The organism is Bradyrhizobium sp. DOA1 (assembly GCF_001593325.1).
Lineage (GTDB): Bacteria > Pseudomonadota > Alphaproteobacteria > Rhizobiales > Xanthobacteraceae > Bradyrhizobium.
The window spans coordinates 640396-661258 of the sequence record NZ_JXJM01000001.1 but is presented as its reverse complement, the minus strand read 5'-3'; the positions used below and the strand labels follow the sequence as shown (position 1 = coordinate 661258).

General features: G+C 62.0%; 25 protein-coding genes and 1 tRNA gene. 15 read left to right on the top strand and 11 right to left on the bottom strand.

Annotated features, from left to right (window positions below):
* Window positions 1-64 precede the first annotated feature (64 nt).
* From SE91_RS03055 to SE91_RS03035, 5 genes are all read left to right on the top strand, one after another.
* Window positions 65-637 carry an alpha-ketoglutarate-dependent dioxygenase AlkB gene (locus SE91_RS03055; protein ID WP_061846539.1) on the top strand — a complete coding sequence of 191 codons (573 nt, stop codon included), beginning with the start codon at window positions 65-67 and terminating at the stop codon, window positions 635-637.
* 300 nt (window positions 638-937) lie between these two features.
* Window positions 938-1867, top strand: a complete 930-nt coding sequence (locus SE91_RS03050) for an alpha/beta hydrolase (RefSeq protein ID WP_061850900.1) — start codon at window positions 938-940, stop codon at window positions 1865-1867.
* Between the two features lie 156 nt (window positions 1868-2023).
* Window positions 2024-3247 carry an ABC transporter substrate-binding protein gene (locus SE91_RS03045; protein ID WP_061850898.1) on the top strand — a complete coding sequence of 408 codons (1224 nt, stop codon included), beginning with the start codon at window positions 2024-2026 and terminating at the stop codon, window positions 3245-3247.
* A 287-nt stretch (window positions 3248-3534) separates the two neighbouring features.
* Window positions 3535-4161, top strand: coding sequence for a LysE family translocator (locus tag SE91_RS03040; protein WP_061846537.1), 627 nt, complete (start codon window positions 3535-3537; stop codon window positions 4159-4161).
* 31 nt (window positions 4162-4192) lie between these two features.
* Window positions 4193-5284, top strand: coding sequence for an enolase C-terminal domain-like protein (locus SE91_RS03035; RefSeq protein WP_061846535.1), 1092 nt, complete (start codon window positions 4193-4195; stop codon window positions 5282-5284).
* Between the two features lie 146 nt (window positions 5285-5430).
* Here the strand turns inward: SE91_RS03035 and SE91_RS37985 are convergent, their stop codons facing one another.
* From SE91_RS37985 to SE91_RS03015, 4 genes are all read right to left on the bottom strand, one after another.
* Window positions 5431-5754 (bottom strand): ABC transporter substrate binding protein, encoded by a 324-nt coding sequence (locus SE91_RS37985; protein ID WP_061846533.1) that lies wholly within the window; start codon window positions 5752-5754, stop codon window positions 5431-5433.
* Entirely contained in the window at window positions 5751-6467 is a 717-nt protein-coding gene (locus SE91_RS37980; protein WP_156489430.1) for an ABC transporter substrate-binding protein, read from the bottom strand. Before SE91_RS37980 ends, SE91_RS37985 begins: the two co-directional genes overlap by 4 nt.
* A gap of 611 nt (window positions 6468-7078) precedes the next feature.
* On the bottom strand, window positions 7079-7804 hold the full coding sequence (locus SE91_RS03020) for an outer membrane protein (RefSeq protein ID WP_061846529.1): 726 nt from the start codon (window positions 7802-7804) through the stop codon (window positions 7079-7081).
* A gap of 500 nt (window positions 7805-8304) precedes the next feature.
* Complete coding sequence (locus SE91_RS03015; protein WP_061846527.1) at window positions 8305-8967, bottom strand: phytochelatin synthase family protein; 663 nt, start codon at window positions 8965-8967, stop codon at window positions 8305-8307.
* Between SE91_RS03015 and SE91_RS37975 the strand changes: the two genes are divergently transcribed.
* The 4 genes from SE91_RS37975 (at window position 8933) to SE91_RS36825 (ending at window position 10241) form a co-directional block, all read left to right on the top strand.
* Window positions 8933-9067: a hypothetical protein gene (locus SE91_RS37975; RefSeq protein WP_283806323.1), complete on the top strand. Its 135-nt coding sequence runs from the start codon at window positions 8933-8935 to the stop codon at window positions 9065-9067. The two genes, SE91_RS03015 and SE91_RS37975, sit on opposite strands and share 35 nt — an antisense overlap.
* 152 nt (window positions 9068-9219) lie before the next feature.
* Entirely contained in the window at window positions 9220-9435 is a 216-nt protein-coding gene (locus SE91_RS03010; RefSeq protein WP_061846525.1) for a dodecin family protein, read from the top strand.
* A 163-nt stretch (window positions 9436-9598) separates the two neighbouring features.
* Window positions 9599-9910, top strand: coding sequence for a hypothetical protein (locus tag SE91_RS03005; RefSeq protein ID WP_061846524.1), 312 nt, complete (start codon window positions 9599-9601; stop codon window positions 9908-9910).
* Window positions 9911-10049: 139 nt separating this feature from the next.
* Window positions 10050-10241 carry a hypothetical protein gene (locus SE91_RS36825; protein WP_061846522.1) on the top strand — a complete coding sequence of 64 codons (192 nt, stop codon included), beginning with the start codon at window positions 10050-10052 and terminating at the stop codon, window positions 10239-10241.
* A gap of 295 nt (window positions 10242-10536) precedes the next feature.
* Here SE91_RS36825 and SE91_RS35020 read toward each other — a convergent pair whose 3' ends face one another.
* Window positions 10537-10725 (bottom strand): hypothetical protein, encoded by a 189-nt coding sequence (locus SE91_RS35020; protein WP_008543878.1) that lies wholly within the window; start codon window positions 10723-10725, stop codon window positions 10537-10539.
* A gap of 243 nt (window positions 10726-10968) precedes the next feature.
* On the opposite strand from SE91_RS35020, the gene SE91_RS02995 reads away from it, so the two are divergent.
* Window positions 10969-11439 (top strand): NUDIX hydrolase, encoded by a 471-nt coding sequence (locus SE91_RS02995; protein ID WP_061846520.1) that lies wholly within the window; start codon window positions 10969-10971, stop codon window positions 11437-11439.
* A 62-nt stretch (window positions 11440-11501) separates the two neighbouring features.
* Here the strand turns inward: SE91_RS02995 and SE91_RS02990 are convergent, their stop codons facing one another.
* From SE91_RS02990 to cpdR, 3 genes are all read right to left on the bottom strand, one after another.
* Entirely contained in the window at window positions 11502-12611 is a 1110-nt protein-coding gene (locus tag SE91_RS02990) for an ABC transporter substrate-binding protein (protein WP_061846518.1), read from the bottom strand.
* 331 nt (window positions 12612-12942) lie between these two features.
* A tRNA-Val gene (locus tag SE91_RS02985) sits at window positions 12943-13017 on the bottom strand.
* A 74-nt stretch (window positions 13018-13091) separates the two neighbouring features.
* On the bottom strand, window positions 13092-13451 hold the full coding sequence (gene cpdR, locus SE91_RS02980) for a cell cycle two-component system response regulator CpdR (RefSeq protein WP_007597092.1): 360 nt from the start codon (window positions 13449-13451) through the stop codon (window positions 13092-13094).
* Between the two features lie 332 nt (window positions 13452-13783).
* Here cpdR and SE91_RS02975 point away from each other — a divergent pair, with 332 nt between their 5' ends.
* The 4 genes from SE91_RS02975 (at window position 13784) to SE91_RS02965 (ending at window position 17005) form a co-directional block, all read left to right on the top strand.
* On the top strand, window positions 13784-14674 hold the full coding sequence (locus SE91_RS02975; protein ID WP_008543866.1) for an N-formylglutamate amidohydrolase: 891 nt from the start codon (window positions 13784-13786) through the stop codon (window positions 14672-14674).
* Window positions 14675-14784: 110 nt separating this feature from the next.
* A complete protein-coding gene (locus SE91_RS35905) occupies window positions 14785-14994 on the top strand; it encodes a hypothetical protein (RefSeq protein WP_144441163.1) in 210 nt (69 codons plus the stop codon).
* Between the two features lie 226 nt (window positions 14995-15220).
* Window positions 15221-16003 (top strand): histidinol-phosphatase, encoded by a 783-nt coding sequence (hisN, locus tag SE91_RS02970; protein WP_061846516.1) that lies wholly within the window; start codon window positions 15221-15223, stop codon window positions 16001-16003.
* A 21-nt stretch (window positions 16004-16024) separates the two neighbouring features.
* Window positions 16025-17005, top strand: a complete 981-nt coding sequence (locus SE91_RS02965; protein ID WP_061846514.1) for a Bug family tripartite tricarboxylate transporter substrate binding protein — start codon at window positions 16025-16027, stop codon at window positions 17003-17005.
* 18 nt (window positions 17006-17023) lie between these two features.
* Here SE91_RS02965 and SE91_RS02960 read toward each other — a convergent pair whose 3' ends face one another.
* Window positions 17024-18220 carry an NADH-quinone oxidoreductase subunit D gene (locus SE91_RS02960; protein WP_061846512.1) on the bottom strand — a complete coding sequence of 399 codons (1197 nt, stop codon included), beginning with the start codon at window positions 18218-18220 and terminating at the stop codon, window positions 17024-17026.
* Window positions 18221-18447: 227 nt separating this feature from the next.
* On the opposite strand from SE91_RS02960, the gene SE91_RS02955 reads away from it, so the two are divergent.
* Entirely contained in the window at window positions 18448-19458 is a 1011-nt protein-coding gene (locus SE91_RS02955) for a patatin-like phospholipase family protein (protein WP_245318291.1), read from the top strand.
* Here SE91_RS02955 and SE91_RS02950 read toward each other — a convergent pair.
* Both SE91_RS02950 and SE91_RS02945 read right to left on the bottom strand, forming a co-directional pair.
* Complete coding sequence (locus SE91_RS02950; RefSeq protein ID WP_061846510.1) at window positions 19455-20315, bottom strand: SIR2 family NAD-dependent protein deacylase; 861 nt, start codon at window positions 20313-20315, stop codon at window positions 19455-19457. The genes SE91_RS02955 and SE91_RS02950 overlap by 4 nt on opposite strands.
* Window positions 20316-20801: an NUDIX hydrolase gene (locus SE91_RS02945; protein ID WP_061846508.1), complete on the bottom strand. Its 486-nt coding sequence runs from the start codon at window positions 20799-20801 to the stop codon at window positions 20316-20318.
* Between the last annotated feature and the right edge of the window lie 62 nt (window positions 20802-20863).

Below are 20863 nucleotides of genomic sequence, written 5' to 3'. Positions count from 1 at the left end.
TACTCTCCGCGTCATATGTAAGTCGCATCAGCCGCCAATAGGTTCCATCACGGACGTGCGAGGAATGACGCAGCAGCTTGGCTTGTTCGCAGATCCGTTGGCCGGGCCCGCCGGGCTTCGCCATACGGACAATTTTATCGATGCCGCTCTCGAGCAGGCCTTGATCAGCCGCATCGCGGCATTGCCGCTTCAACGGTTTCAGTTCGGCGCCTTCGAGGGCAATCGCCGGGTGGCGTCGTTCGGCTATCGCTACGACTATTCGCTGCAGCGCCTGGCGGAAGCAGAGCCGATCCCCGACTGGGTGCTGCCGATCGCACGGCAGGTGGAGGCTTGGGCGGGGCTGCCGGAGGCCAGCGTCCGCCAGGTGCTCTGCACCGAATATGAGGCCGGCGTCGGCATCGGCTGGCACCGCGACAAGCCGCAGTTCGATAAGGTGCTTGGCCTCTCGCTCGGCGCCCCCTGCAAGTTCCGCTTTCGCCGCCGCAGCGGCGAGCGATGGGAGCGCCACACGCTGGAAGCCCTGCCGCGCTCGCTCTACATGATGGACGGCGAGGCGCGGTCGCAATGGGAGCACAGCATTCCGCCGGTGGAAGCGCGCCGCTATTCCATCACCTTCCGGACGATGAAGCGGGTATGATAGACGTCTCCAAAACCAAACTGCGAAAACAACCCCATGCACAGTAGAAAGCTGTTTCCGGCCCGAGCCTCGGCAATGCCGGGCAACGGCTTGACGGATCGAGACAAAACGGCGGCGCTGCGCAATTCTCCGGAGCTCTGCGAATTTGCGTTCCAAATGCGGCGACATGCCAGGCCGGATGTCCGTTCCGTGTGGACCAAGGGTGCCGCGAATTCGCCTCAAGGCCGGCTGACTAATGTGGCGAATTGAAAAGACAGGCCATATCGGCGGGCCAATATGGCCCGCAAGGCCGGCATCACCATGAAGAATTATCTGACGTTTTTCCTGCTTCTGACCATGACCACGGCGTCCGCGCACGGACCTTTGCCGGCCCGGCTCTTACGACCGTCCGACCTCGTGCAAATCGGCCTCACCGACAGCGACACCACGGCCGGCGGCACCGCGCGGCTGTGCGAGCAGGTCAGCTTCTCGCGCGGCCTGCGATATGGCGACAGCGAGGCGAATGTGCTCGACATCGCGACCAGCGAAATCAAGGCGGATACGCCGCGGCCGGTGCTGCTGTTCGTGACCGGCGACACCTTTACCGGCGACCGCCAGGCGCCGGAACTGGCGCGGCAGATCGAGGACCAGGCGATGTGCTTCGCCGCGCGCAACCAGATGATCGGCGTGCGCGTCAATTATCGCCTGGCGCCTGCGGCGACCTGGCCGATGGGAGCCACTGACGTCGCGGCAGCGCTGTCCTGGATCCACGGCAATATCGACCTGTTCAACGGCGACGCCCGCGAGATCGTCGCGGTCGGCTACGGCGCCGGCGCCTTCCATGTCGCCACCCTGCTGGCGCATCCCGAGTTTCAGGCCGACCGCGCCGACGTCGCCGCAGTCGTGCTGGTATCCGGCATCTACCGCGCGGGCAAGGACGCCAGCGACAGCGAGAAGGCCTATCTCGGCACCGATGCCAGCCAATACAACGCTCGTTCGGTGTTCCCCGGCATCCTCAATGTCGACGTGCCGATCGTGCTGGCCTGGGCCGCGGACGATTCCCCGGGCATCGTGGCGCAAGGCGAGACCCTGAAGAAGACGCTCTGCGGCGCCGGCCATTGTCCGCGCAGCGCGCTGCTGCGCAGCCGCGACGGCATCGCCAACGCCTTCGGCCTCGACGGCTCCGGTGACAGCCTCGCAGAGCCGACGCTGCTGCTGGTGCGTCAGCTCGAGGCGCGGGGATTGCCGTAGGAGGCGCGTCAGTACGCCTGCCATTTCATGCCGCCTGCGCTGCATTGAAGCCGGCCGCAGAAGCCACCACACGATTGCCAAACGCCTGATCTAGATCAACTCGCCTTGCTGCGAATTGAGCCGACCTCGTTGGGGGCCAACGACAAGGTGTCGAGCATGCGCGTCACCGGCAGAGTGCTATTCGTTTTGATCGCTGCACTGACCTCGCTCGGGGCGATGTCACTGCAACGTACGGACCAACCCGCGACCGACAAGGAAATCCGCATCGGCAATGTCATGCCGTATTCGGGGCCGCTCTCGGAGTTCGGGGCCATCGGCCAAGCCGAGGCCGCCTATTTCGACATGGTCAACGCGCGCGGCGGCATCAACGGCCGCAAGATCCGCTTCATCACGCGCGACGACAATTCCGATCCGGCGACGGCGCTGGAGCTGACGCGCAACCTGGTCGAGATCGATAAGGTGGATCTGATGTTCGGCTCGTTCGGCACGCCCGGCAATCTCGCCACGCGCTGGTATCTGAACGAGAAGAAGATCCCGCAGCTGTTCGTTGCCTCCGGCGACGAGGAGCTGAGCCAGCCAGGCGCGTTTCCCTGGACCATGGGCTGGCAGCCCTCATTGCGGTCGGAAGGACGCATCTATGCCAACTACATCCAGGCCTATTATCCCCGGAAGAAGATCGTCGTGCTCTGGCAGAACGACCAGTTCGGCCGCATGCTCTACAAGGGCATCCAGGAAGGACTTGGCGACCTCAACCGTCACGTCCTCGTCGACATCGCCTTCGACATTGCCGATCAGCATCTCGACGGGCACATCTCGATCCTGAAGCGCTCGGGCGCCGACATCTTCGTCTTTCTCGGCGTGCCCTCGACGGCCTCCAAGGTGATCAAGCTGGCGGCGTCCATGAATTGGCATCCGGTCTTCATCGTCAACGACGCCTCCGCCTCGATTGCCAATGCGATGGCGCCCGCGGGCCTGGAGAACTCGGCCGGCGTGATCTCGGCGGCGTTCCTGAAGGACCCGAGCGATCCCGCATGGAAGGACGATTCCGCCATGAAGGACTGGTTCGCCTTCATGGACAAGTATCATCAGGTCGAGAGCACCAACAACAGCGCGGCCGTCTATGGCTACGCCGCAGCCGAGGCGCTGACCGAGGTGCTGAAGCAATGCGGCGACGATGTCTCGCGCGAAAACATCATGCGGCAGGCGGCCTCGCTGAGGAATCATCACCCCACCCTTGCGCTGCCCGACATCAGGATGAACACCTCGCCCCACAACTATCTGCCGATCAGGCAGATGCGGCTGGTGCAATTCGACGGCCGGTCCTGGCAGCCTTTCGGAGAGGTGATCGAGACCGCGTTCACGGAAGGCGTGGCAAGGTGACATTCAAAAACAAAGGCGACCGTCATGCCCGGGCTTGTCCCGGGCATCCACGTTCTTCGTTCTACGTGGCAAGACGTGGATGGCCGGGACAAGCCCGGCCATGACGATGCGGACGCTTCGGTGCTCCACGCGCCGGACCCGAAATGAAGATCGAGCCCCGGTGCGGCCTCGTGATGATGCAGCTTCGCTCCGCCGCCCGAACCAGAAGCCCACGCCATATTGAGGGCTTGCATTGAGAGACCGGGTCTGGCTGGTTCTGGCTCCTGACAATCAGATCGGAGCTCACCATGATCCCGTTCGACACGTTGCTGACCTATGTCGCGGTGGTTCTCGGCCTCTTTCTCATTCCGGGTCCCGCCGTCCTCCTGGTGCTCGGACGCTCGTCTGTGGGCGGGCATCGTGTCGGAATTGCCACCGGTCTTGGCATCGCGACTGGGGATCTGCTTCACACCGCGATGGCTACGCTCGGATTGTCGGCAGTGCTGATGACCTCGGCTCTCGCCTTCAGCCTGGTGAAGTACGCCGGCGCTGCCTACCTCATATATCTTGGCATCCGCGCGCTCATGGAAAGAGGAGAGGATATCAAGTTGGCGCAGTCGCGTTTGGTCGACACATCGCTCGCCTTCCGGCAGGCCGTGCTGGCTGAACTGCTCAACCCGAAGACGGCGCTCTTCTTCCTGGCCTTCCTCCCGCAATTCGTACATTCCGAGCACGGCTCCGTCGTTGCCCAGCTTGCAATTCTTGGCCTCATCTTCGTCATCATGAGCGCGATCTACACCGCATTGATCGCGCTCGTTGCCGGCCGAGTCGCTGGCTGGCTCACCCGTCATCGCAGCATCGGCCGCTGGCAGGGCCGCGTCATCGGGGCGATCTACCTCGGTCTTGGCGTTCGCATGGCCTTGCAGCAAAAGTAGCCTGATCGTTACATCCCGCCGGGAGAGACCCATGACCGAGACCATCCGCATCAAGCGCTTCCAGGCGCGGCCCGTGATCGTGCCGATGAACCTGCCGCTCCAAACCTCGACCGGATCGGTCGCCAAGGCGCCGCTGGTGCTGATCGACTGCGAGACCGACCATGGCGTGCGCGGGCATGCCTATCTGTTCTCGATCACCCCGTCGGCCTTGAAGCCGCTGACGGCGATGGTCACGGAAATGTCGGATCTCCTCGCCGGCGATGAGCTGCTGCCGTTCGAGATCGAACGCAAGCTGGCGCAGCGCTTCACGCTGCTGGGCCTCGCCGGCCTGCAACGACTGGCGCAATCCGGCATCGACATGGCGGCATGGGACGCGCTGGCGCGCAGCAAGGGCCTGCCGCTGGCGCGCCTGCTCGGCGGCGCGCCGAAGCCGGTGCGCGCCTACAATTCGAAGGGGCTCGGCATCATGCCGGCGGGTGCCGCGGTGGAGGAAGCGCACAAGCTGCTGGCTGAGGGTTTCGGAGCGGCCAAGATCCGCGTCGGCCGGCCCGATGCGCGGGAGGATCTCGCTGTCGTTCGCGCCGTGCGCAAGGCGGTCGGCGATCAGGTCACGCTGATGTGCGACTACAATCAGGCGCTGACGGTCACCGAAGCCATCCGCCGCGGCGAGATGCTCGACGACGAAGGCCTCACCTGGATCGAGGAGCCGATCCGCCACGACGACTATGTGGGCTGCGCCCGCATCGCGGACGCGCTGCATACGCCGGTCCAGATCGGCGAGAATTTCGACAGCGCGTTCTCGATGCAGGCGGCGCTCTCGGCTGAAGCCTGCGACTACGTGATGCCTGACGTCCAGCGCATCGGCGGCGTCACCGGCTGGCTCCGCGCCGCCGCGCTCGCCCACGCCGCCGGCATCGAGATGTCGACGCACCTGTTCTCGGAAGTGAGCGCGCATCTGCTCTGCGTGACCCCGACCGCGCATTGGCTGGAATATGTCGACTGGGCCGACGCGGTGCTTTCGACGCGCCTGAAGATCAAGGACGGCTTCGCGCTGCCGAGCGAGGAGCCCGGCAACGGGATCGAATGGGACGAGGCGGCGGTGACCAAATATCTCGTTGGGTGACGTCCTGCCGCTACTTCCCGGGAGTCGTCCCGGCGAAAGCCGGTCTTGCGACGAAGCAATCCAGACCGTCGCAGCGAAGACTTCGGATTGCTTGCTGCGCTCGCAATGACGCCGAAGGTCAGAAACAGGGGTCGCCAAGGGGCATCCTATTCAATCACCTCATCGGCGCGCGCTAATAGCGTTGCCGGAACATCCATCTGTATGGTCTTGGCAGCCGCTAAATTGATGACAAAGTCGTATTTGATTGGCAGCTCGACCGGCAGATTTCCCGGTTGCTCGCCTTTTAGTATCTTGTCGACGGAAGTTGCTGCGCGTCGAAACAGGTCAACCAAATCGGGACCATAGGACATCAGCGCCCCTGCTTTCACATAGACGTCGGCAGGTGCCATCACGGGCAAGCCATACGCCATCGCCACTTGCGCGATCTGTCTACGCTCATTGAAGAACATCGGATCGAAAACCGTGATCACGCCAGTTTTCTTGTCTCTAGGGATGAGAGAAAGAGCTCGCTCAAGTCGCGAGGACCTAGCACCTCAATCGGCTGCACCGTTAAATCCAGTGGGCTTGCCGCTGCTACCACCTGATCGAAAAAGCGTTGAGCAGTCGAGCGGTTATCTGGATTGATAAGCAATGCCACGCGGGAGAGATTGGGAAACGTCTCCTTGAATAGTTGAAGTCGCTTTGGGCTAACATCCACTACTGCATAGCCCGTGGTGTTGCCGCCTGGTCGCGAAAAGCTATTGACCAGCCCGCCACCTACGGGGTCAGCAACAATAATGAAGACGATGGGAGTTGTTTTGGTTGCCGCTTTCGCCGCGTATGCTGCGGCCGACGCTGAGGTGATGATGACGTCGAGGTTAAGCTGCGCCAACTCCGCGGCCATCGCTTTGAAACGCTCAGGCTGCTCTGCCGGAAAGCGATGCTCGTATATTACGTTCTTTCCCTCCACGTACCCTAGCTTGGCAAGTCCGTCTACCAGCGGCTTCAGAAAGACCGCCTCTTCCTCTGCATTGCCCGCGTGCCAGAGCACGCCAATCCGAGCAATCCTGCGACTTCTTTGAGCTTGAGCCGCGAATGGCCAAGTCGTCACGCCGCCAACCAGGATCAGGAACTCGCGTCGCTTCATTAGATTGCCCACAATCCAATGGCTTTCCAGTTCGTTGGAGACAAACGTATAGCACACTTCGCATCAATAATCCTCGATTGGTGTAGCCCCGCTTTGGGTCACATGCTGAAGTGAACAGAGGTCACAGCCCTATTCCGCTCTCCACATGTGAGCAGGCGATCGTTGGACGGTCAGGCGAGGCCGCTGCGGGCCAGTATCGACCTACTCAATGATTTCGTCAGCGCCAATGAGTACCGACGGTGGGATCTGTAAGCCGAGCGCATTATCAACTGTTCGATTTATCAGCTTGAAACGTGTCGGCTGCTCGACCGGCTGATCGCTCGGCTTAGGGTGCGAGCCTACAATTCGAAAGGGCTCGGCATCATGTCGGTGGGCGCCGCGGTGGAGGCGAGGAGCCCGGCAACGGCATCGAATGGGATGAGGCGGCGGTGAAGAGATATCTGGTGGCACGATCACGCTGCCGCCGCACCAACGCCGGGGAATGATGTAGGCAGATTTTCACTCTGTCATTGCGAGAAGCTTTTGCGACGAAGCAATCCAGACTGCTACCGCGGAGACTCTGAATTTACTTTGCTGCGCTCGCGAGGACGGAGGACGGGGCACCACCAAACAACAAAGCCCCGGGCGACGCCGGGGCTTTGAGCTGTTCACGTATTCAGGTTTGGCAATCAGTATCTCGCCACCACCGGTCCGCCGAAGCGATAGCTCACACCTGCACGCACGGTGTGGAACACTGGATCATGTTCGTAAGAGAAGCCGGGGAATGCAACGACAGAGGTGTTCCGGAAATTGCCGAAATCGGTGTAGCGATATTCAACACGGGCCGACCAGTTGGGCGTGAAGCCGTATTCCCAGCCTGCGCCGACGGTCCAGCCAGTGCGGGTGGTGGAGACGGTCTCAAACAGCGTGTTCGCGAGCACGTAGGTGTGGTCCATATCGGCCCAGGCCGCACCGCCGGTCACGTAGAGCAGCGAATTGTTGAAAGCGACACCAAGGCGACCGCGGATAGAGGCCTGAGCATCGATCCGGAAATCAGTGCCATTGAGGTTGCCAAGGCGATAACCCCCGTTGACGTCGGCGCCCTCTATGTCGCCTTCGAGACCGAAGACGAATTGGCCGAACTGCCAATTGTAGCCAACGTGACCACCGCCGACGACGCCATTGGCGTTGAAGCCCTGGACGAGGCCCGTGGGGACGCCCGCTGGGTCGAACTCACGGGTACCGTTGTCACCCCAGGCGTAACCGACCTGCGCACCGATGTAGAAGCCGGTCCAGTTGTAAACGGCGGCTACCGGTGCGGGAGCCTTGGTGTAAGGCCGGGCGGCCATATCGGCGGCTGACGCGCCGGCGGTGCCGAGGACGAGAGCGGCAGCGGCGATGACGAATCTTTTCATTATCTTCCCCAATTTTTAAGGCACGGAATCACGAACGATTTGGTGATGCAATTTTAACCCGGCAGTCGCGCGCACCGCGTTACCTGAACGCAACAGCGACTACCGAATCTTCCCGCCGCAACTCTACGCTCGATCGTGGAACTCGGCTCGGCTTGGTTCCATCGCTCAGAAGTTCGTCACAAATCAAAGATTTGTAACGCCTTGGCGATGAGTTCGGACAACAGAGTAGCGGGAACTGGCGACATGCGACGCGCGGTCGCACACACTTCGATTGCCATCACGTAGCTAAGCGGCGTTTCCCGGCCCTTCCAAACTTGGGTGACGTCCGATGGATTTCTGAGCAGACGCTGGCATCAATTCAGTTGCCTGTGTGACGGGTTCATTGGGCCTCCACCTGCTGAAGTGAAGAGAGGCCACGGCCCTCGCTCTCGACCTGAAAGCAGACGGTCATTGGATGGTCAGGCGAGGCCGCGGCGGGCCAACAGGCGACATGCGGGATACTACTCTATGACCAGCAGTCCCCGCTTTTTATCGCCGTCGAACGTATTTGCAGCGTCGAACAGCCGCTTCCGCTCGACGAGCCATGGCTGGAAATCAACATTGACGTCGAGCACGAAAACGAGGTCCTCGGCTTCGAAATAGCCCCCGATTGGGGAATGGTGCCCGCTACCAGCGCCAAAAATTTGAGCGCGATCGAAATTCACGATGTAGCGTCGCCCCGGATCGTTGGAGCGGCGGAGATGCTCCAGGAACTGCTTCTCGCTGAGATCGCGCAAGACGGTAACGTTCCGCTTGGTCTGCGACTGGGCGACTTTGGCCAGCTCGTCGAGCGTGAGGCCCATGATGCATACCCCTGTCCAGCAGCTCCACGTGCCGGCCAACACCTCGCCCTCCGTCCTTGCCGCCTCGCCAAGCGACCGGTACGCATTCGCAACAGCGGCAGGTCCGCAGCGAGAACCATTTGACTGCCAATCAACGTGTCTTTGAAATGTGGCTGCCACGGGCAGATGCCACGCACGCTCCATAAGCTCAGGAGTACGTATTACCGATGAAGCGATGGCTTCTGAGGGAACGTGCGATCGACTGACCACCAGGGCCCCGGCACACACCAGACCCACGGCGATGACGATGCTGCTGATGCTGACGCGGTGCCATCGCTTCATGGGTCAGAACCTTGGCGGCAATCACGACATCGGCCTGCAGAACTATATTGAGAAATCACCGGCGGGAAGGAGATTCCATATGCGCGTCCGTACGGGCTGAAAATACGATCGCATCTCTCGACGGGGCGCCCGAGTTCTTCCTTGAACAGAAAATGCGACAGCCAAACGAACCCTTTTCCGCGGCACCCGCGACACGTATCGGCGTCAAGATTCAGATGCTAGATTTCCCGGCCTACCGAATAGGAGGACGACATGCCCGAGAGCGTCTACAAGGTCATCGAACTGATCGGTACCAGTAAGGACTCGTGGGAGAAGGCGGCCGCCAATGCGGTCGACCAAGCCGCTAAATCTCTCCGAGATCTTCGCATCGCAGAGGTCGTCAAGCTCGATATGCAACTGGACGAAAAGGGAAAGGTCGAGGCCTATCGCGCCAAGCTCAACGTATCCTTCAAGTTCGAGGGCACCTGAGCTTCAGCACCTCGCCCCCTTGCGGGCGAGGATGGCTCGTTGGCGAAGGCGCGCTGCACGGTCCGCCCAACAGGACGCTGTGGCCTATTCCGGAAGTTGGCACTGGTCCGACCGGGACCGATATGCTCTGATGCGAGGGGCGCGTATGGCACGTGGTGGCCCCATGTACATGGTCATTCGCAAGTACACGAATGTTCGTTCGGTCGCGGACGCCGCCCGTCGCGCCAAGAGCGGCGTCGGTGAGATCCTGAGGCAATCGCAGGGATTTAGATCTTACCATGTGCTGGATGCGGGCGGCGGTGTCGGTATCGCCGTGATGATATTTGATGACCGCGAAAGCGCCAACGCGGCGAACGCCAAGATACTGGCGTTTATTGAGGCGAGCCTGCATGACCTCGACCTCGGCGTCCCCGAAGTGACCAGCGGCGAACTTTTGGTGGACATGGAGTCCAATGGATCTTCGGGCATGAGGTAGCCCCACGCGCCGCCAGTTGCGCGGCGGATGCGGCCCTTGCTCACGTCATCGACCTGATGTTGGCAACGATCGCGCCCTGGACCTATGCGTACCGCCCGTCAGGAGTATTCAACTGCGGGTTCTCAGGAGCAGCAACGCCATGAAGCAACATACCTTCGAAGCATTTTCCATCACAGCGATCTGCTGGACACAGCTCGTGGCAATGGGCACCGCGATGCCGCCAAGAGATCCTGATGAAGAGGACGAGGAAGAAGATGACGAGGACGAAGATGACGAAGAGGAAGATGACTCTGACGAACCAGCGGTCGTGCGCGAGCCAGACGAAGACTAGATCGGCGCTTGTTCGGCAGTCGGCGCTATAATGTGCCCCATCGGCTGCCCTGGTCGGCAGGACTGAGCGCTGTCGGCTGTGGTGCACCTTCGCGAGTTCGTCTGCTTGGGGGCCAGAAGCAGACTCGCCAGTTCACTTCCTTCAGATGTCCGGGATGCGGATCGATACTTTGGCCAGCAAAAGGCCCCAACTCCAGGGGCGTGAGTTGGGGCCCGTTGAGCTGTCTTGGGGGAAGCGAGCCCCAAGCCATTGGGGGGGACATAGAGAAGCTCGACAATCGACTAATTGATCAAGCCTAGCAATCGTCCCCTCGGCCGTAGCCCTTGCCATTGCTGCCACGGTAGACAGCGCCTCCGCCGGAATGCGCAATCGCATCCGACGTGAGGGAGGTAGACAGCAGCACGGCGAGAGTTGGCGGTGTCACGGCAGCAAATTTTCCGCAGGTCTTCAAAAATTCGCGACGATCATCGTCCGATGTCGACATGGCAACCTCCGGGCTGGATTGCGATGACTACATCAGACGCCTGAAATGAATTGGACAAATTAACCTATGTGGGTTGAGCCGATCACAAGATATTGCTGGGGCGTCTCGACGAATGGTCATAAGCACCTTGCGGTGATTAGTCTCCACAATGCTTGAGTCAGAGAGAATGCCGCTCAACCGATCAGACTATTTCCGCTCGGCCATGAAAAACCGATCGATGAGTACACGCCCCAACGGTGCCCCATGACTACATGGCGCCCTCGTGCCCATATCAGGGTCGTCGCCATCGGCCTGCACTGGCGGGACGGCCGGCTGCTCGCGGCCGAAGTGCGCGACGATGCCGGCCGGATCAAGGGCGTGCGGCCGCTCGGCGGCGAGATCGAGTTCGGCGAGAGCTGGCGGGCTGCCCTGGTGCGTGAGTTCAACGAAGAGCTCGGCATCGAGGTTATCCTCAAGGGAGAGCCCCTGATGCTGGAGAATATCTTCGTGCACGAGGGGGCGACCGGCCACGAGGTGATGTTCATCTCCGAGGTCGAGTTTCCCGACGCCGCATTCTGCGATCAGGAGCGCATCGACTTCAGGGAGGACAATGGCGACCCCATCGTCGCCCGCTGGTTCGACCTCGCCGCTCTCGACGTGGACGGTGCTGCGAGCCTGTTTCCGACCGGGCTGAAGGACTTGTTGCTGGGAGCGGCAAAGGGCGGCACCGCGTAGGCGGCGCGCCTGCTTTGCCGGACGCGACGCGTCACGCCGAGAAGCCGCCCACTGCCCGGCTGCTACTTCATCAGCCTGAAGCGGCCGCCTTCCACCTTGATCAGAAACGCCGAGCGCTCATCGTAGCCATTGTGATCGGTTGGACTCATCGTGGACAGGCCGTTGTTCAGATACACGTCCTTGCCGCGCTCGAGTTGGTCGCGAAGGGCGGCACGAAATTCTGCCGTGCCGGGCTTCGCGGTCTTCATTGCATTCGGTATCGCCGTCTTGAGAAGCGCCATCGAGTCCCACAGATGCGCGGCGAAGATGTTCGGCTTCTGCCCATTCGCCTTCTCATAGGCGGACAAGAATTCGTCTCGGACCTTGCGGAAGGGATCGTCCGCCGGCAGATCGTCCGCGATCGTGAACGCCTCGCCGGTGAAGACCGCTCCTTCGACGCTGGCTCCGCCGAGCTTGATGAATTCCTCGGTGGCGACACCGTGGGTCTGGTAGACCTTGCCGGAATAGCCGCGCTCGCGAAGCGCCTGCTGCGGCAGGACGGCCGGGGTGCCCGCCGAGGCAATGAAGACGGCGTCCGGATTCGTCGCGATCACCTTGAGAGCCTGGCCGGTCACGCTGGTGTCGGCCCGAGCATAGACTTCGTGCGTGGTCACGGTCAGGCCGAAGGTCGGAGCGAGCCTGCTCACTTCCTTGTAATAGCCCTCACCATAACCATCGGAAACGCCGATATAGCCGAGCGTCTTCGCGCCCGATTTGGCGATGTGCTTGAGGATCGCGAGAGCCATCAAATCGTCGTTGGGAACGACCTTGAAAGCCCATTTGCGCCGTTCGTCCATCGGCTGCACGATGGCCGTCGCGGCGGCCAGCGAAATGATCGGCGTCTTGGCTTCCCAGGCGACATCCAGCATCGGCATCGTCACCGGCGTCAGGGAGGAACCGATGAGGACGTCCACGCCGTCCTGAATGACGAGCCGCCGCGCGTTTTGAACGCCCTTGGTCGAATCCGATTCATCGTCGAGGGCGATATAGACGATCTTCTCGCCGCCGATCTCCTTCGGGAGTGCAGCCACCGTCCGCATCTGCGGCTGCCCGAGCGCCGACCCCGGCCCCGTACCGGACACCACGATGCCCACCTTGATATCGGCCTTGGCGCCGGAGGTAGCGAGAACCATGGCCGCGCAAACGCACAAGGCTGCAAGGCAGCGCCTGATCATGATGTCCTCCCGTGTATTATAGTTCGCGGACGCAATCTCGCGCGGGTCGCGGGGAATGTCTGTCCCTACGGCTTGGGACAAATCCGATCTGGACGGAGAAGTGGCGGTTCAGACCTGCGTTCGGTATGCGAACGCTTCATTCCATCTGGCGAGGAGCTGCTGTCGAAGGAAATCGTGTCGCGCAGGGAATCGGACCTGTGGCGGCAGTCCGTCTTCGCTCTTCGAGCTACGCCGGACACGCTTCGCCCGAGAGATCGTGGCTGTGCCACGCGAAGCCGAAGGCGAAGCGTGGTGGGCACGACAGGGATCGAACCTGTGACCCCTACCATGTCAAGGTAGTGCTCTCCCGCTGAGCTACGTGCCCTAGAGGTCGTCTAGATCGGGTGGGGTCCCTATAACGGCTCAGGGGAGCCGGCGCAAGGACGGAACGGGGCCGATTCAGGCCGCCAGCATCTTGTTCACTTCGCTGACCAATTCGCGCAGGTGCACGGGCTTGGAGAGCACCTTGGCGTTCTTGGGGGCGTCCGAATCCGAGTTCAGGGCGACCGCGGCAAAGCCGGTGATGAACATGATCTTGATGTCGGGGTCGAGTTCCGAGGCCCGGCGCGCGAGCTCGATGCCGTCCATCTCGGGCATCACGATGTCGGTCAGCAGCATCTCGAACGGCTCTTCCCGCAGCCGCTGATAGGCGGCCATGCCGTTGTCATGGGACGAGACCTGAAAACCGGCGTTTTCCAGCGCCTTGACCAGGAAACGGCGCATGTCGTTGTCGTCTTCGGCGAGCAGGATCTTTGGCATGGCAGGAAACGTCGAATCCCCAGAGGATATCAGCGGTAGTCACTAAGCCCGACAGAGGGTAAATTTGGGGTGAAAATCTTTACCCTGAGACGGCTGCCGCTGCCGGTCCGTTGTGAACCGGAATGCGGCTCGAATCAATCGAGCCGCGCGTGCGTATCCCCGCCTCACTGCCCGCACGGTTAAGACGTGTTCCAACGCGCCGTCACATCTTTTCGCTTGGCAGAATGGTTGCGATTCCGGACAATGACGACACATAAGAGCCGCTCGATCGGCCGAATCAAGCGACCTGGCCCCCTGCCAGGTCCCGGCGCGAAGGGACGAAGCCTGAGAAGATGACCCGGTTTGACGGCGAGACGTCGCCAGCCTTCGAGATCGTCGAACCCGCGCAATGGCGTGCGCCGGTCATCTTCAACTCGCCCCATTCCGGCTCGACCTATCCGGACGAATTTCTGGCGGCCTCGCGGATCGACCTGCCGACGCTGCGGCGCTCCGAAGATTCCTTCATGGACGAGCTGATCGGCCATTTGAGCGATCGCGGCTTTCCGACCGTGCGGGTGAACTTTCCCCGCTCCTATGTCGACGTCAATCGCGAGCCCTACGAGCTCGATCCGCGCATGTTCACCGGCCGCCTGCCGAGCTTCGCCAACACCCGCTCGATGCGGGTCGCCGGCGGCCTCGGCACCATTCCGCGCGTGGTCGGCGACGGCCAGGAGATCTATCGCGATCGTATTTTGGTCGACGATGCGCTTTCGCGAATCGAGACGCTCTACAAGCCCTATCACCGCGCGCTGCGCCGGCTGATCAACAAGGTGCACCAGACGTTCGGCACTGTGGTGCTGGTCGACTGCCACTCGATGCCCTCGGTCGGCGTCAGCAGGGACGAGCCGCGCCGGCCCGATATCGTGATCGGCGACCGTTACGGCACCAGCTGCACGCCGCTGCTCTCCGACCGCGTCGAGGAGACCATGACGGGGCTCGGCTATTCGATCGGGCGCAACAAGCCCTATGCCGGGGGCTTCATCACCGAGCACTACGGCAATCCGGCGAGCGGCCTGCACGCGGTGCAGCTCGAATTGAACCGCGCGATCTACATGGACGAGCGCCGGCGCGAGCGCGGTCCGCGCTTTGCGCAGGTGGCGTCCGACTTCGGCATCCTGGCCGACGTGTTGGCGACCACGATCCCGTTCGGCGATCTCGGCCCGTTCCAGGCCGCGGCGGAATAGGCGCGGCTTTTACTTCGGACGCTTATGTTGTCTGCGGCTGACGCGAATGCGTTTTCGCTTCGAGGGCTCACGCGCACCGAATGAAAACGACAGCTCAAAGAGAGAAATGAATGCCCAAGAAAAAAGGGCCGCTTCTGATGAAGAAGCGGCCCAAGTCTAGGGAGGAAACGCCCAAGGAGGGCAGCGGTAACGCCAAGCGCTACCGCACCGCAACAATATGCGACCGCGACGCACAAAGTGCAAGGGCTTTTGAGCCGTTTCCCATGCAATATGCACATGGCTCAGTTGCTTCCACGGAAACCCAGATTCAGTTTCTTTGATAAGGAAATTCAATGGGTTGATAGATGTTTGCATACGAACGAGGCATGGTCGGAACTAAGTTTTCAACGCTGTGATCGATATTTGGCCAGCAGATGACTGAGATGAGGCAGCCATCTGCGGCATTCAAAATACCAGGGATCAAGACAAGACAACGCTGCAAGATCTTGCCGAATTGAGCTACGCAGGAGCGAGCTTCACCTGCCTTTCGCTTTCGAGGATTTCGCCGTGACGGTGATCGACTTCTCCGCCTTCATCGGACGGCTCGCCACCGCCTCCGGCGAAACCATCCTGCCGTTCTTCCGCACCTCGTTGTCGATCGACGACAAGAGCAAGACCAAGGATTTCGACCCCGTGACGGAGGCCGACCGTGCCGCGGAAGCGGTGATGCGGCGGCTGATCAAGGCCAACTTCCCCCAGCACGGCATCGTCGGCGAGGAGTTCGGCAATGAGCGGGACGATGCTGACTATGTCTGGGTGCTCGACCCCATTGACGGCACCAAGTCCTTCATCGGCGGATTTCCGATCTGGGGCACGCTGATCGCGCTGCTGCACAAGGGCGCGCCGGTGTTCGGCATGATGCACCAGCCCTTCATCGGCGAGCGCTTCTCCGGCGACAACGGCTCGGCCAACTATAAAGGCCCGTCCGGCGAGCGCCGGCTCCAGGTGCGCCGCTGCGCCTCGCTCTCGCAAGCGACGACCTACACCACCAGCCCCTTGCTGATGAATGAGAGTGACCGCGCCATCTTCGGCCGCATCGAGCAGGGTGCGCGGCTGTCGCGCTATGGCGGCGATTGCTATTCCTATTGCATGCTGGCGGCGGGCCATGTCGACCTCGTGGTCGAGACCGAGCTGAAGCCCTACGACATCGCGGCGCTGATCCCGATCGTGACCGGCGCCGGCGGCGTGGTCACCACGTGGGAAGGCAAGCCGGCCCAGGGCGGCGGCCGCATCATCGCGGCGGGCGATCCCAGGGTCCACGAAGAAGCGCTCAAGCTTTTGAACGAATAACAGCGCGAGCGGAGGGCTTGCATGACCGTCTCACGCAGGCTGCTCGCTCAATTGTTCCTGGGATTGTTGGTGCTTCTGCCGCCGACGCTCGCATCGGCGCAGAATTTCCCGGCCAAGCCGATCAAGCTGATCGTGCCCTTCTCGGCCGGCGGGCCCAACGACATCATCGCCCGCGTGATCGGCCAGCGCATGTCCGAGCTGTCGGGGCAGCCGGTGGTGATCGACAATCGTGGCGGCCAGGGCGGCGTGCTCGGCACTGATGCCGTCTCCAAGGCCGCGCCGGACGGCTACACCATCGCGATCTCCTCAGCCGGCGCGCTCGCGATCAGCCCGAGTATGGAGAAGGTGGCCTACGACACGCTCAGCGACCTCACGCCGGTGACGCTGGTCGCGACCGTGCCGGAAATGCTGGTGGTCGCCACCAACGTGCCGGTCAAGGACATCGGCGAACTGATCGCGCTCGCCAAGGCGCAGCCGGGCAAGCTCAACTTCGCCTCCTCCGGGCCCGGCAGCCTGCCGCATCTCGCCGGCGAATTGTTCAAGCTGACGGCGACGATCGACATCGTGCACGTGCCCTATCGCGGCGCCGCGCCGGCCGTGAACGACCTCCTGGGCCAGCAGGTGCAGATGACCTTCCTCGATCTCCCCGTGCTGCTGCCGCAGGTCAAGGCCGGCGCCCTGCGCCCCATCGCGGTCGGCTCGGCCGAGCGCGCGCCAACCGCGCCCGACGTGCCGACCACGGCGGAAGCGGGATTTCGCGCGTTACGCATCGAGAACTGGTACGGCATGGTTGCGCCGAAGGGCACGCCCAAGGAGATCGTCGCCGCGCTGCATGGCCTCGCAACGAAGGCGATGGCCGATCCGGCAGTGAAGGAGAAGCTCGCCGCGCAAGGCGCGACGCTGATCGGCGACGAGCCGGATCACTTCCGCAGCTTCATCGCGGATGAGACGAAGAAGTGGGCCAAGGTGATCAAGGACGCCGGGATCGAGACGGGGAAGTAAAATCGCATCCATGTGCCATCAGCGGTCGACCTCCCCGAACACGATGTCGAGCGAGCCCAGGATCGCGGAGACGTCGGCAAGCAAATGTCCCCTGCAGAGGAAATCCATGGCTTGCAGATGGGCAAAGCCGGGAGACCTGATCTTGCATTTGTAGGCCTTGTTGGTCCCGTCCGAGACCAGGAAAACGCCGAACTCGCCCTTGGGAGCCTCGACAGCGACATAGATCTCGCCGGCAGGAACATGAAACCCCTCGGTGTAGAGCTTGAAATGGTGGATCAAGGCCTCCATCGAGCGCTTCATCTCGCCACGCCGGGGCGGCGCGATCTTATTGTCCTGCACCATAACCGGACCTCCCCCGTCCGGAGATTTCAGCTTCTCGATGCACTGTTTCATGATGCGGACCGACTGTCTCATCTCTTCCATGCGAATGAGATAGCGGTCGTAGCAATCCCCGTTCCGGCCGATCGGGATGTCGAAATCCATCTCGGCATAGCAATCGTAGGGCTGCGCCTTCCGCAAATCCCAGGCCGCCCCCGAGCCGCGCACCATCACGCCGGAAAAGCCCCATGCCCAGGCCTGGTCGAGCGTCACTCTGCCGATATCCACGTTGCGCGCCTTGAAGATCCGATTGAGCGACAGCAACCGGTCCAGATCGTCGACGACGCGCAGGAACGGATCGCACCAGGCCTCGATATCGTCGATCAGCTTCGGCGGAAGGTCCTGATGCACGCCGCCGGGCCGGAAATAGTTGGCGTGCATCCTGCTGCCGGAGGCACGCTCGTAGAACACCATGAGCTTCTCGCGCTCCTCGAATCCCCATAGCGGCGGGGTCAGGGCACCGACGTCCATGGCTTGGGTCGTGACGTTCAGAAGGTGAGACAGGATCCGGCTGATCTCGGGATAAAGCACCCGGATCAGCTGTCCGCGCCTCGGCACCTCGATGCCGATCAGTCTTTCAATCGCGAGGCAGAAGGCATGCTCCTGGGTCAGGGGTGCGACGTAATCGAGCCGATCGAAATAGGGAATGGCCTGGAGGTAGGTCTTGGCCTCGATCAGCTTCTCGGTGCCTCGATGCAGCAATCCGATGTGGGGATCGACGCGCGCGACGACTTCGCCGTCGAGCTCGAGCACGAGCCGCAGCACGCCATGGGCGGCCGGATGCTGAGGTCCGAAATTGATGGTGAAGTTTCTGAGGCTGGGAGACTGTTCCGGCATCCGGTTTCCGATCGAGACATCGCAGCGATGACCCTAGCCGCGATCCGAGGCGAGCGGCTTCACACAGGTTAACCGCATGATTGAAAGCTGAGATGCGGGTGTTGCGCGCCCGTTTGGAACACAGCCTGCTCGACCGCGTTCGATGTCAGAACCGGAGATGCAAATGCGCGCCGCTAGAGAGATATCGGTGATGCGCCTGACGTTCAGACTGACCATTGGGACCCGGGTTGACTGACCGCAACGCTGAGCTGAGCGAGGCCCAAACAACGGAGCGCCAGCTCACCGCCGTCGTCTTCTCCGGCGGACTCGGGCTCGGCGCGTATCATGGCGGCGCGTTCGAAGCCTTGACTGCTGTCGCCCGGCGGATCGACTGGGTAGCGGGTTCCTCAGCAGGCGCGATCACGGCGGCGCTGATCGCAGGAAGTCCGAGCGGTGATCGGCTGCCGAATTTGCGGCGCTACTGGCATGCAGGCGGCCCGTCCGCTGGGACAAGCGACAGCCGCCATCTTTTCGCGTGGTTGAACTCGATCAGCACGCGCCTGCTTGGCCATGCCGGATTCTTCCATCCGCGTCTGCCGCTTCCGTCACCGCAGTTCGGCGGCCTGTACGATCTCGGCCCGACGCGCGAACGCCTGCGTCAGTTGATCGACTTCGAGCGCCTGAACGAGGGTGATCCCCGCATCACGATCTGCGCCACCGATGTCGAAAGCGGCGATGCAGTGTTGTTCGATTCCGCGTCGGAACGGATCGAGATGGATCACATCCTGGCCAGCTGCGGGTTCCTCCCTGAGTTCGCGCCGGTGCAGGTCGCCGGCCGCTGGCTCGGCGATGGCGGGTTCTCCCTGAACGCGCCATTCGAACCGATCCTGGAATCTCCGAGCCCGCTCCGCCTCTACGTCATCGACCTGTTCGCCCGCGACGGCAAAGTCCCTGATGGCATCGAAGCTGCAGCCGAGCGCAAGAGCGACCTGACCTTCGGCAACCAGACCTTCCAGCGCCTTGGCCACGCCCTGGAAGCCCGCCAGCTTCGCGCCGAGCTTCAAGGCCTTGCTCGCGACGACTTCGTCTATCTGTTGAGTTACCGGCCGGGCCGCGAGGAAGCCGGTCCTGAAAAATCCTTCGACCTGTCGGAAACTGCGATGGCGCAGCGCTGGCGGGCCGGTCTTCTGGACATGCAGCATGCCGCAAGTCTTGCGCCGCTCCAAAATGAGATCCGTAGCGTGCGGCGATCGCTCTAGGAGCTTCGATCGATATTCCGGCCGACGTCGAGGAGAAATCGGGTCAGCCCCTCGTCGGCGGCCATTCCCTCAGGCGGCGCAATGGTGGTGATGCCCCAATTCGCCAAGACGGCTTCCTGCACTGGATTGCGCTGGGCGACGAACACGAAGGATTGCGGCCTGTCCTGACGGTGTCCGGAGTCGTCCCAGATCTGCCAGATCCGGTGCAGCAGCAGCCGAATGTTCGGATCGGACATGCTGTAGCCGACGAAGAGCAGCGTGCTGCCCAGGGCATCGGCGCGAAAACGGATATCGAGCGGAGAATTGAATGCGAGCCGGTTGAGGAAGTCGGTCTCGGTCAGAACGAGCGAGGCATCATCGTCGAAGTCGCCGTGGAATTTGATGATGTGCGTGACGCCGACGCCGGCGCTTGCGATCTCCTTCGCGTTGCTGATCTTCGCAAAGGGCCTCTTCAGGACATCGAATGCCGTCTCGAGATTGCGATCGTAGTTCGTGGTGTAAATGATCGGAAAATCGAGCTCGACGATGATCCGGTGAAGCTCCGAGGCGGCGATCCTCTGCGGATCGACACGCCAATTGCGATCGAGCCAGCTGCGGAGCGGGCCGATGCCTCCGCGCTTCAGCCGGTAGTACTCCGCGAGCATTTGATAACCGCCGTGCATTCCGTCGACCACGTCGCGCTCGAGTCCGAGATCGTCCAAGAGATGCTCGATCAGGGATTGCCAGGAGGGCAATCCGACGGCCATCGAAACGCCAGCGCCGACGAACAGGACCGCGCGGCGTCGCTTGATCGCCTCGGCCAGGATATCGTGAGGCGGCCGCTGCTCGTATGCGAGCTCTGCCGGTCGTTGGTCCATCTAGTTCGAACGGTTGCGCGGGACGCGGGTTCCTGGATCGGAAGTCCGCTTGCCGCCCTGCAGCGAGGGTCCACTCTTCTCCGTCTTCGCCGCGAAGCGGGCAATCAGCCGCCGAAGCTCGGCTTTGTGCACCAGACGCCCGGCCGTTTCCGCGGAAACCCAGATCGCTTTCCGCTCCCCTTTCTCGGGCCACCAGCGCTCCTGACCGTGGACCTTCATGGGGAAGACAGCGACATCCATGATCTGCTTGCGGTCACCCTTCCGCTTGCGGTGCTTGAAGCTGCCCATCGCGCGCGTCGCAATGATGCCGATAAGGCCCGCCTCCTCGTAAGCCTCCAGCGCGGCCGTCAGGTGCGGCTCCTTGTTGCGCATCGGCGATCCCTTGGGGACACTCCATCTGCGCTTGCGCCTGGTCGTGATCAGCAGCACGCGCAGCTCGGAATTGTCCAGACGAAACGGCAATGCGGCGAACTGCTTCTTTCCCATCAAGCTCCTCCCGTTCGGGGATTGATAAGTGAACGCCGCGGGCATGGTTCCTACGCTCGGAG

Excerpts from the sequence above, each read along its gene's own strand:
- SE91_RS37975 (WP_283806323.1), top strand. The coding sequence starts at position 8,933 with ATGCTGCTGATGCTGACGCGGTGCCATCGCTTCATGGGTCAGAACCTT.
- SE91_RS03020 (WP_061846529.1), bottom strand. The coding sequence starts at position 7,804 with ATGAAAAGATTCGTCATCGCCGCTGCCGCTCTCGTCCTCGGCACCGCC.
- SE91_RS02950 (WP_061846510.1), bottom strand. The coding sequence starts at position 20,315 with ATGGACCAACGACCGGCAGAGCTCGCATACGAGCAGCGGCCGCCTCAC.
- SE91_RS03010 (WP_061846525.1), top strand. The coding sequence starts at position 9,220 with ATGCCCGAGAGCGTCTACAAGGTCATCGAACTGATCGGTACCAGTAAG.
- SE91_RS35020 (WP_008543878.1), bottom strand. The coding sequence starts at position 10,725 with ATGTCGACATCGGACGATGATCGTCGCGAATTTTTGAAGACCTGCGGA.
- SE91_RS02995 (WP_061846520.1), top strand. The coding sequence starts at position 10,969 with ATGACTACATGGCGCCCTCGTGCCCATATCAGGGTCGTCGCCATCGGC.
- SE91_RS03005 (WP_061846524.1), top strand. The coding sequence starts at position 9,599 with ATGTACATGGTCATTCGCAAGTACACGAATGTTCGTTCGGTCGCGGAC.
- SE91_RS02960 (WP_061846512.1), bottom strand. The coding sequence starts at position 18,220 with ATGCCGGAACAGTCTCCCAGCCTCAGAAACTTCACCATCAATTTCGGA.
- SE91_RS03055 (WP_061846539.1), top strand. The coding sequence starts at position 65 with ATGACGCAGCAGCTTGGCTTGTTCGCAGATCCGTTGGCCGGGCCCGCC.
- SE91_RS35905 (WP_144441163.1), top strand. The coding sequence starts at position 14,785 with ATGCCCAAGAAAAAAGGGCCGCTTCTGATGAAGAAGCGGCCCAAGTCT.
- SE91_RS03045 (WP_061850898.1), top strand. The coding sequence starts at position 2,024 with ATGCGCGTCACCGGCAGAGTGCTATTCGTTTTGATCGCTGCACTGACC.
- SE91_RS02990 (WP_061846518.1), bottom strand. The coding sequence starts at position 12,611 with ATGGTTCTCGCTACCTCCGGCGCCAAGGCCGATATCAAGGTGGGCATC.
- SE91_RS03015 (WP_061846527.1), bottom strand. The coding sequence starts at position 8,967 with ATGAAGCGATGGCACCGCGTCAGCATCAGCAGCATCGTCATCGCCGTG.
- SE91_RS36825 (WP_061846522.1), top strand. The coding sequence starts at position 10,050 with ATGAAGCAACATACCTTCGAAGCATTTTCCATCACAGCGATCTGCTGG.
- SE91_RS03050 (WP_061850900.1), top strand. The coding sequence starts at position 938 with ATGAAGAATTATCTGACGTTTTTCCTGCTTCTGACCATGACCACGGCG.
- SE91_RS03040 (WP_061846537.1), top strand. The coding sequence starts at position 3,535 with ATGATCCCGTTCGACACGTTGCTGACCTATGTCGCGGTGGTTCTCGGC.
- SE91_RS02965 (WP_061846514.1), top strand. The coding sequence starts at position 16,025 with ATGACCGTCTCACGCAGGCTGCTCGCTCAATTGTTCCTGGGATTGTTG.
- SE91_RS03035 (WP_061846535.1), top strand. The coding sequence starts at position 4,193 with ATGACCGAGACCATCCGCATCAAGCGCTTCCAGGCGCGGCCCGTGATC.
- cpdR (WP_007597092.1), bottom strand. The coding sequence starts at position 13,451 with ATGCCAAAGATCCTGCTCGCCGAAGACGACAACGACATGCGCCGTTTC.
- SE91_RS02975 (WP_008543866.1), top strand. The coding sequence starts at position 13,784 with ATGACCCGGTTTGACGGCGAGACGTCGCCAGCCTTCGAGATCGTCGAA.
- SE91_RS02945 (WP_061846508.1), bottom strand. The coding sequence starts at position 20,801 with ATGGGAAAGAAGCAGTTCGCCGCATTGCCGTTTCGTCTGGACAATTCC.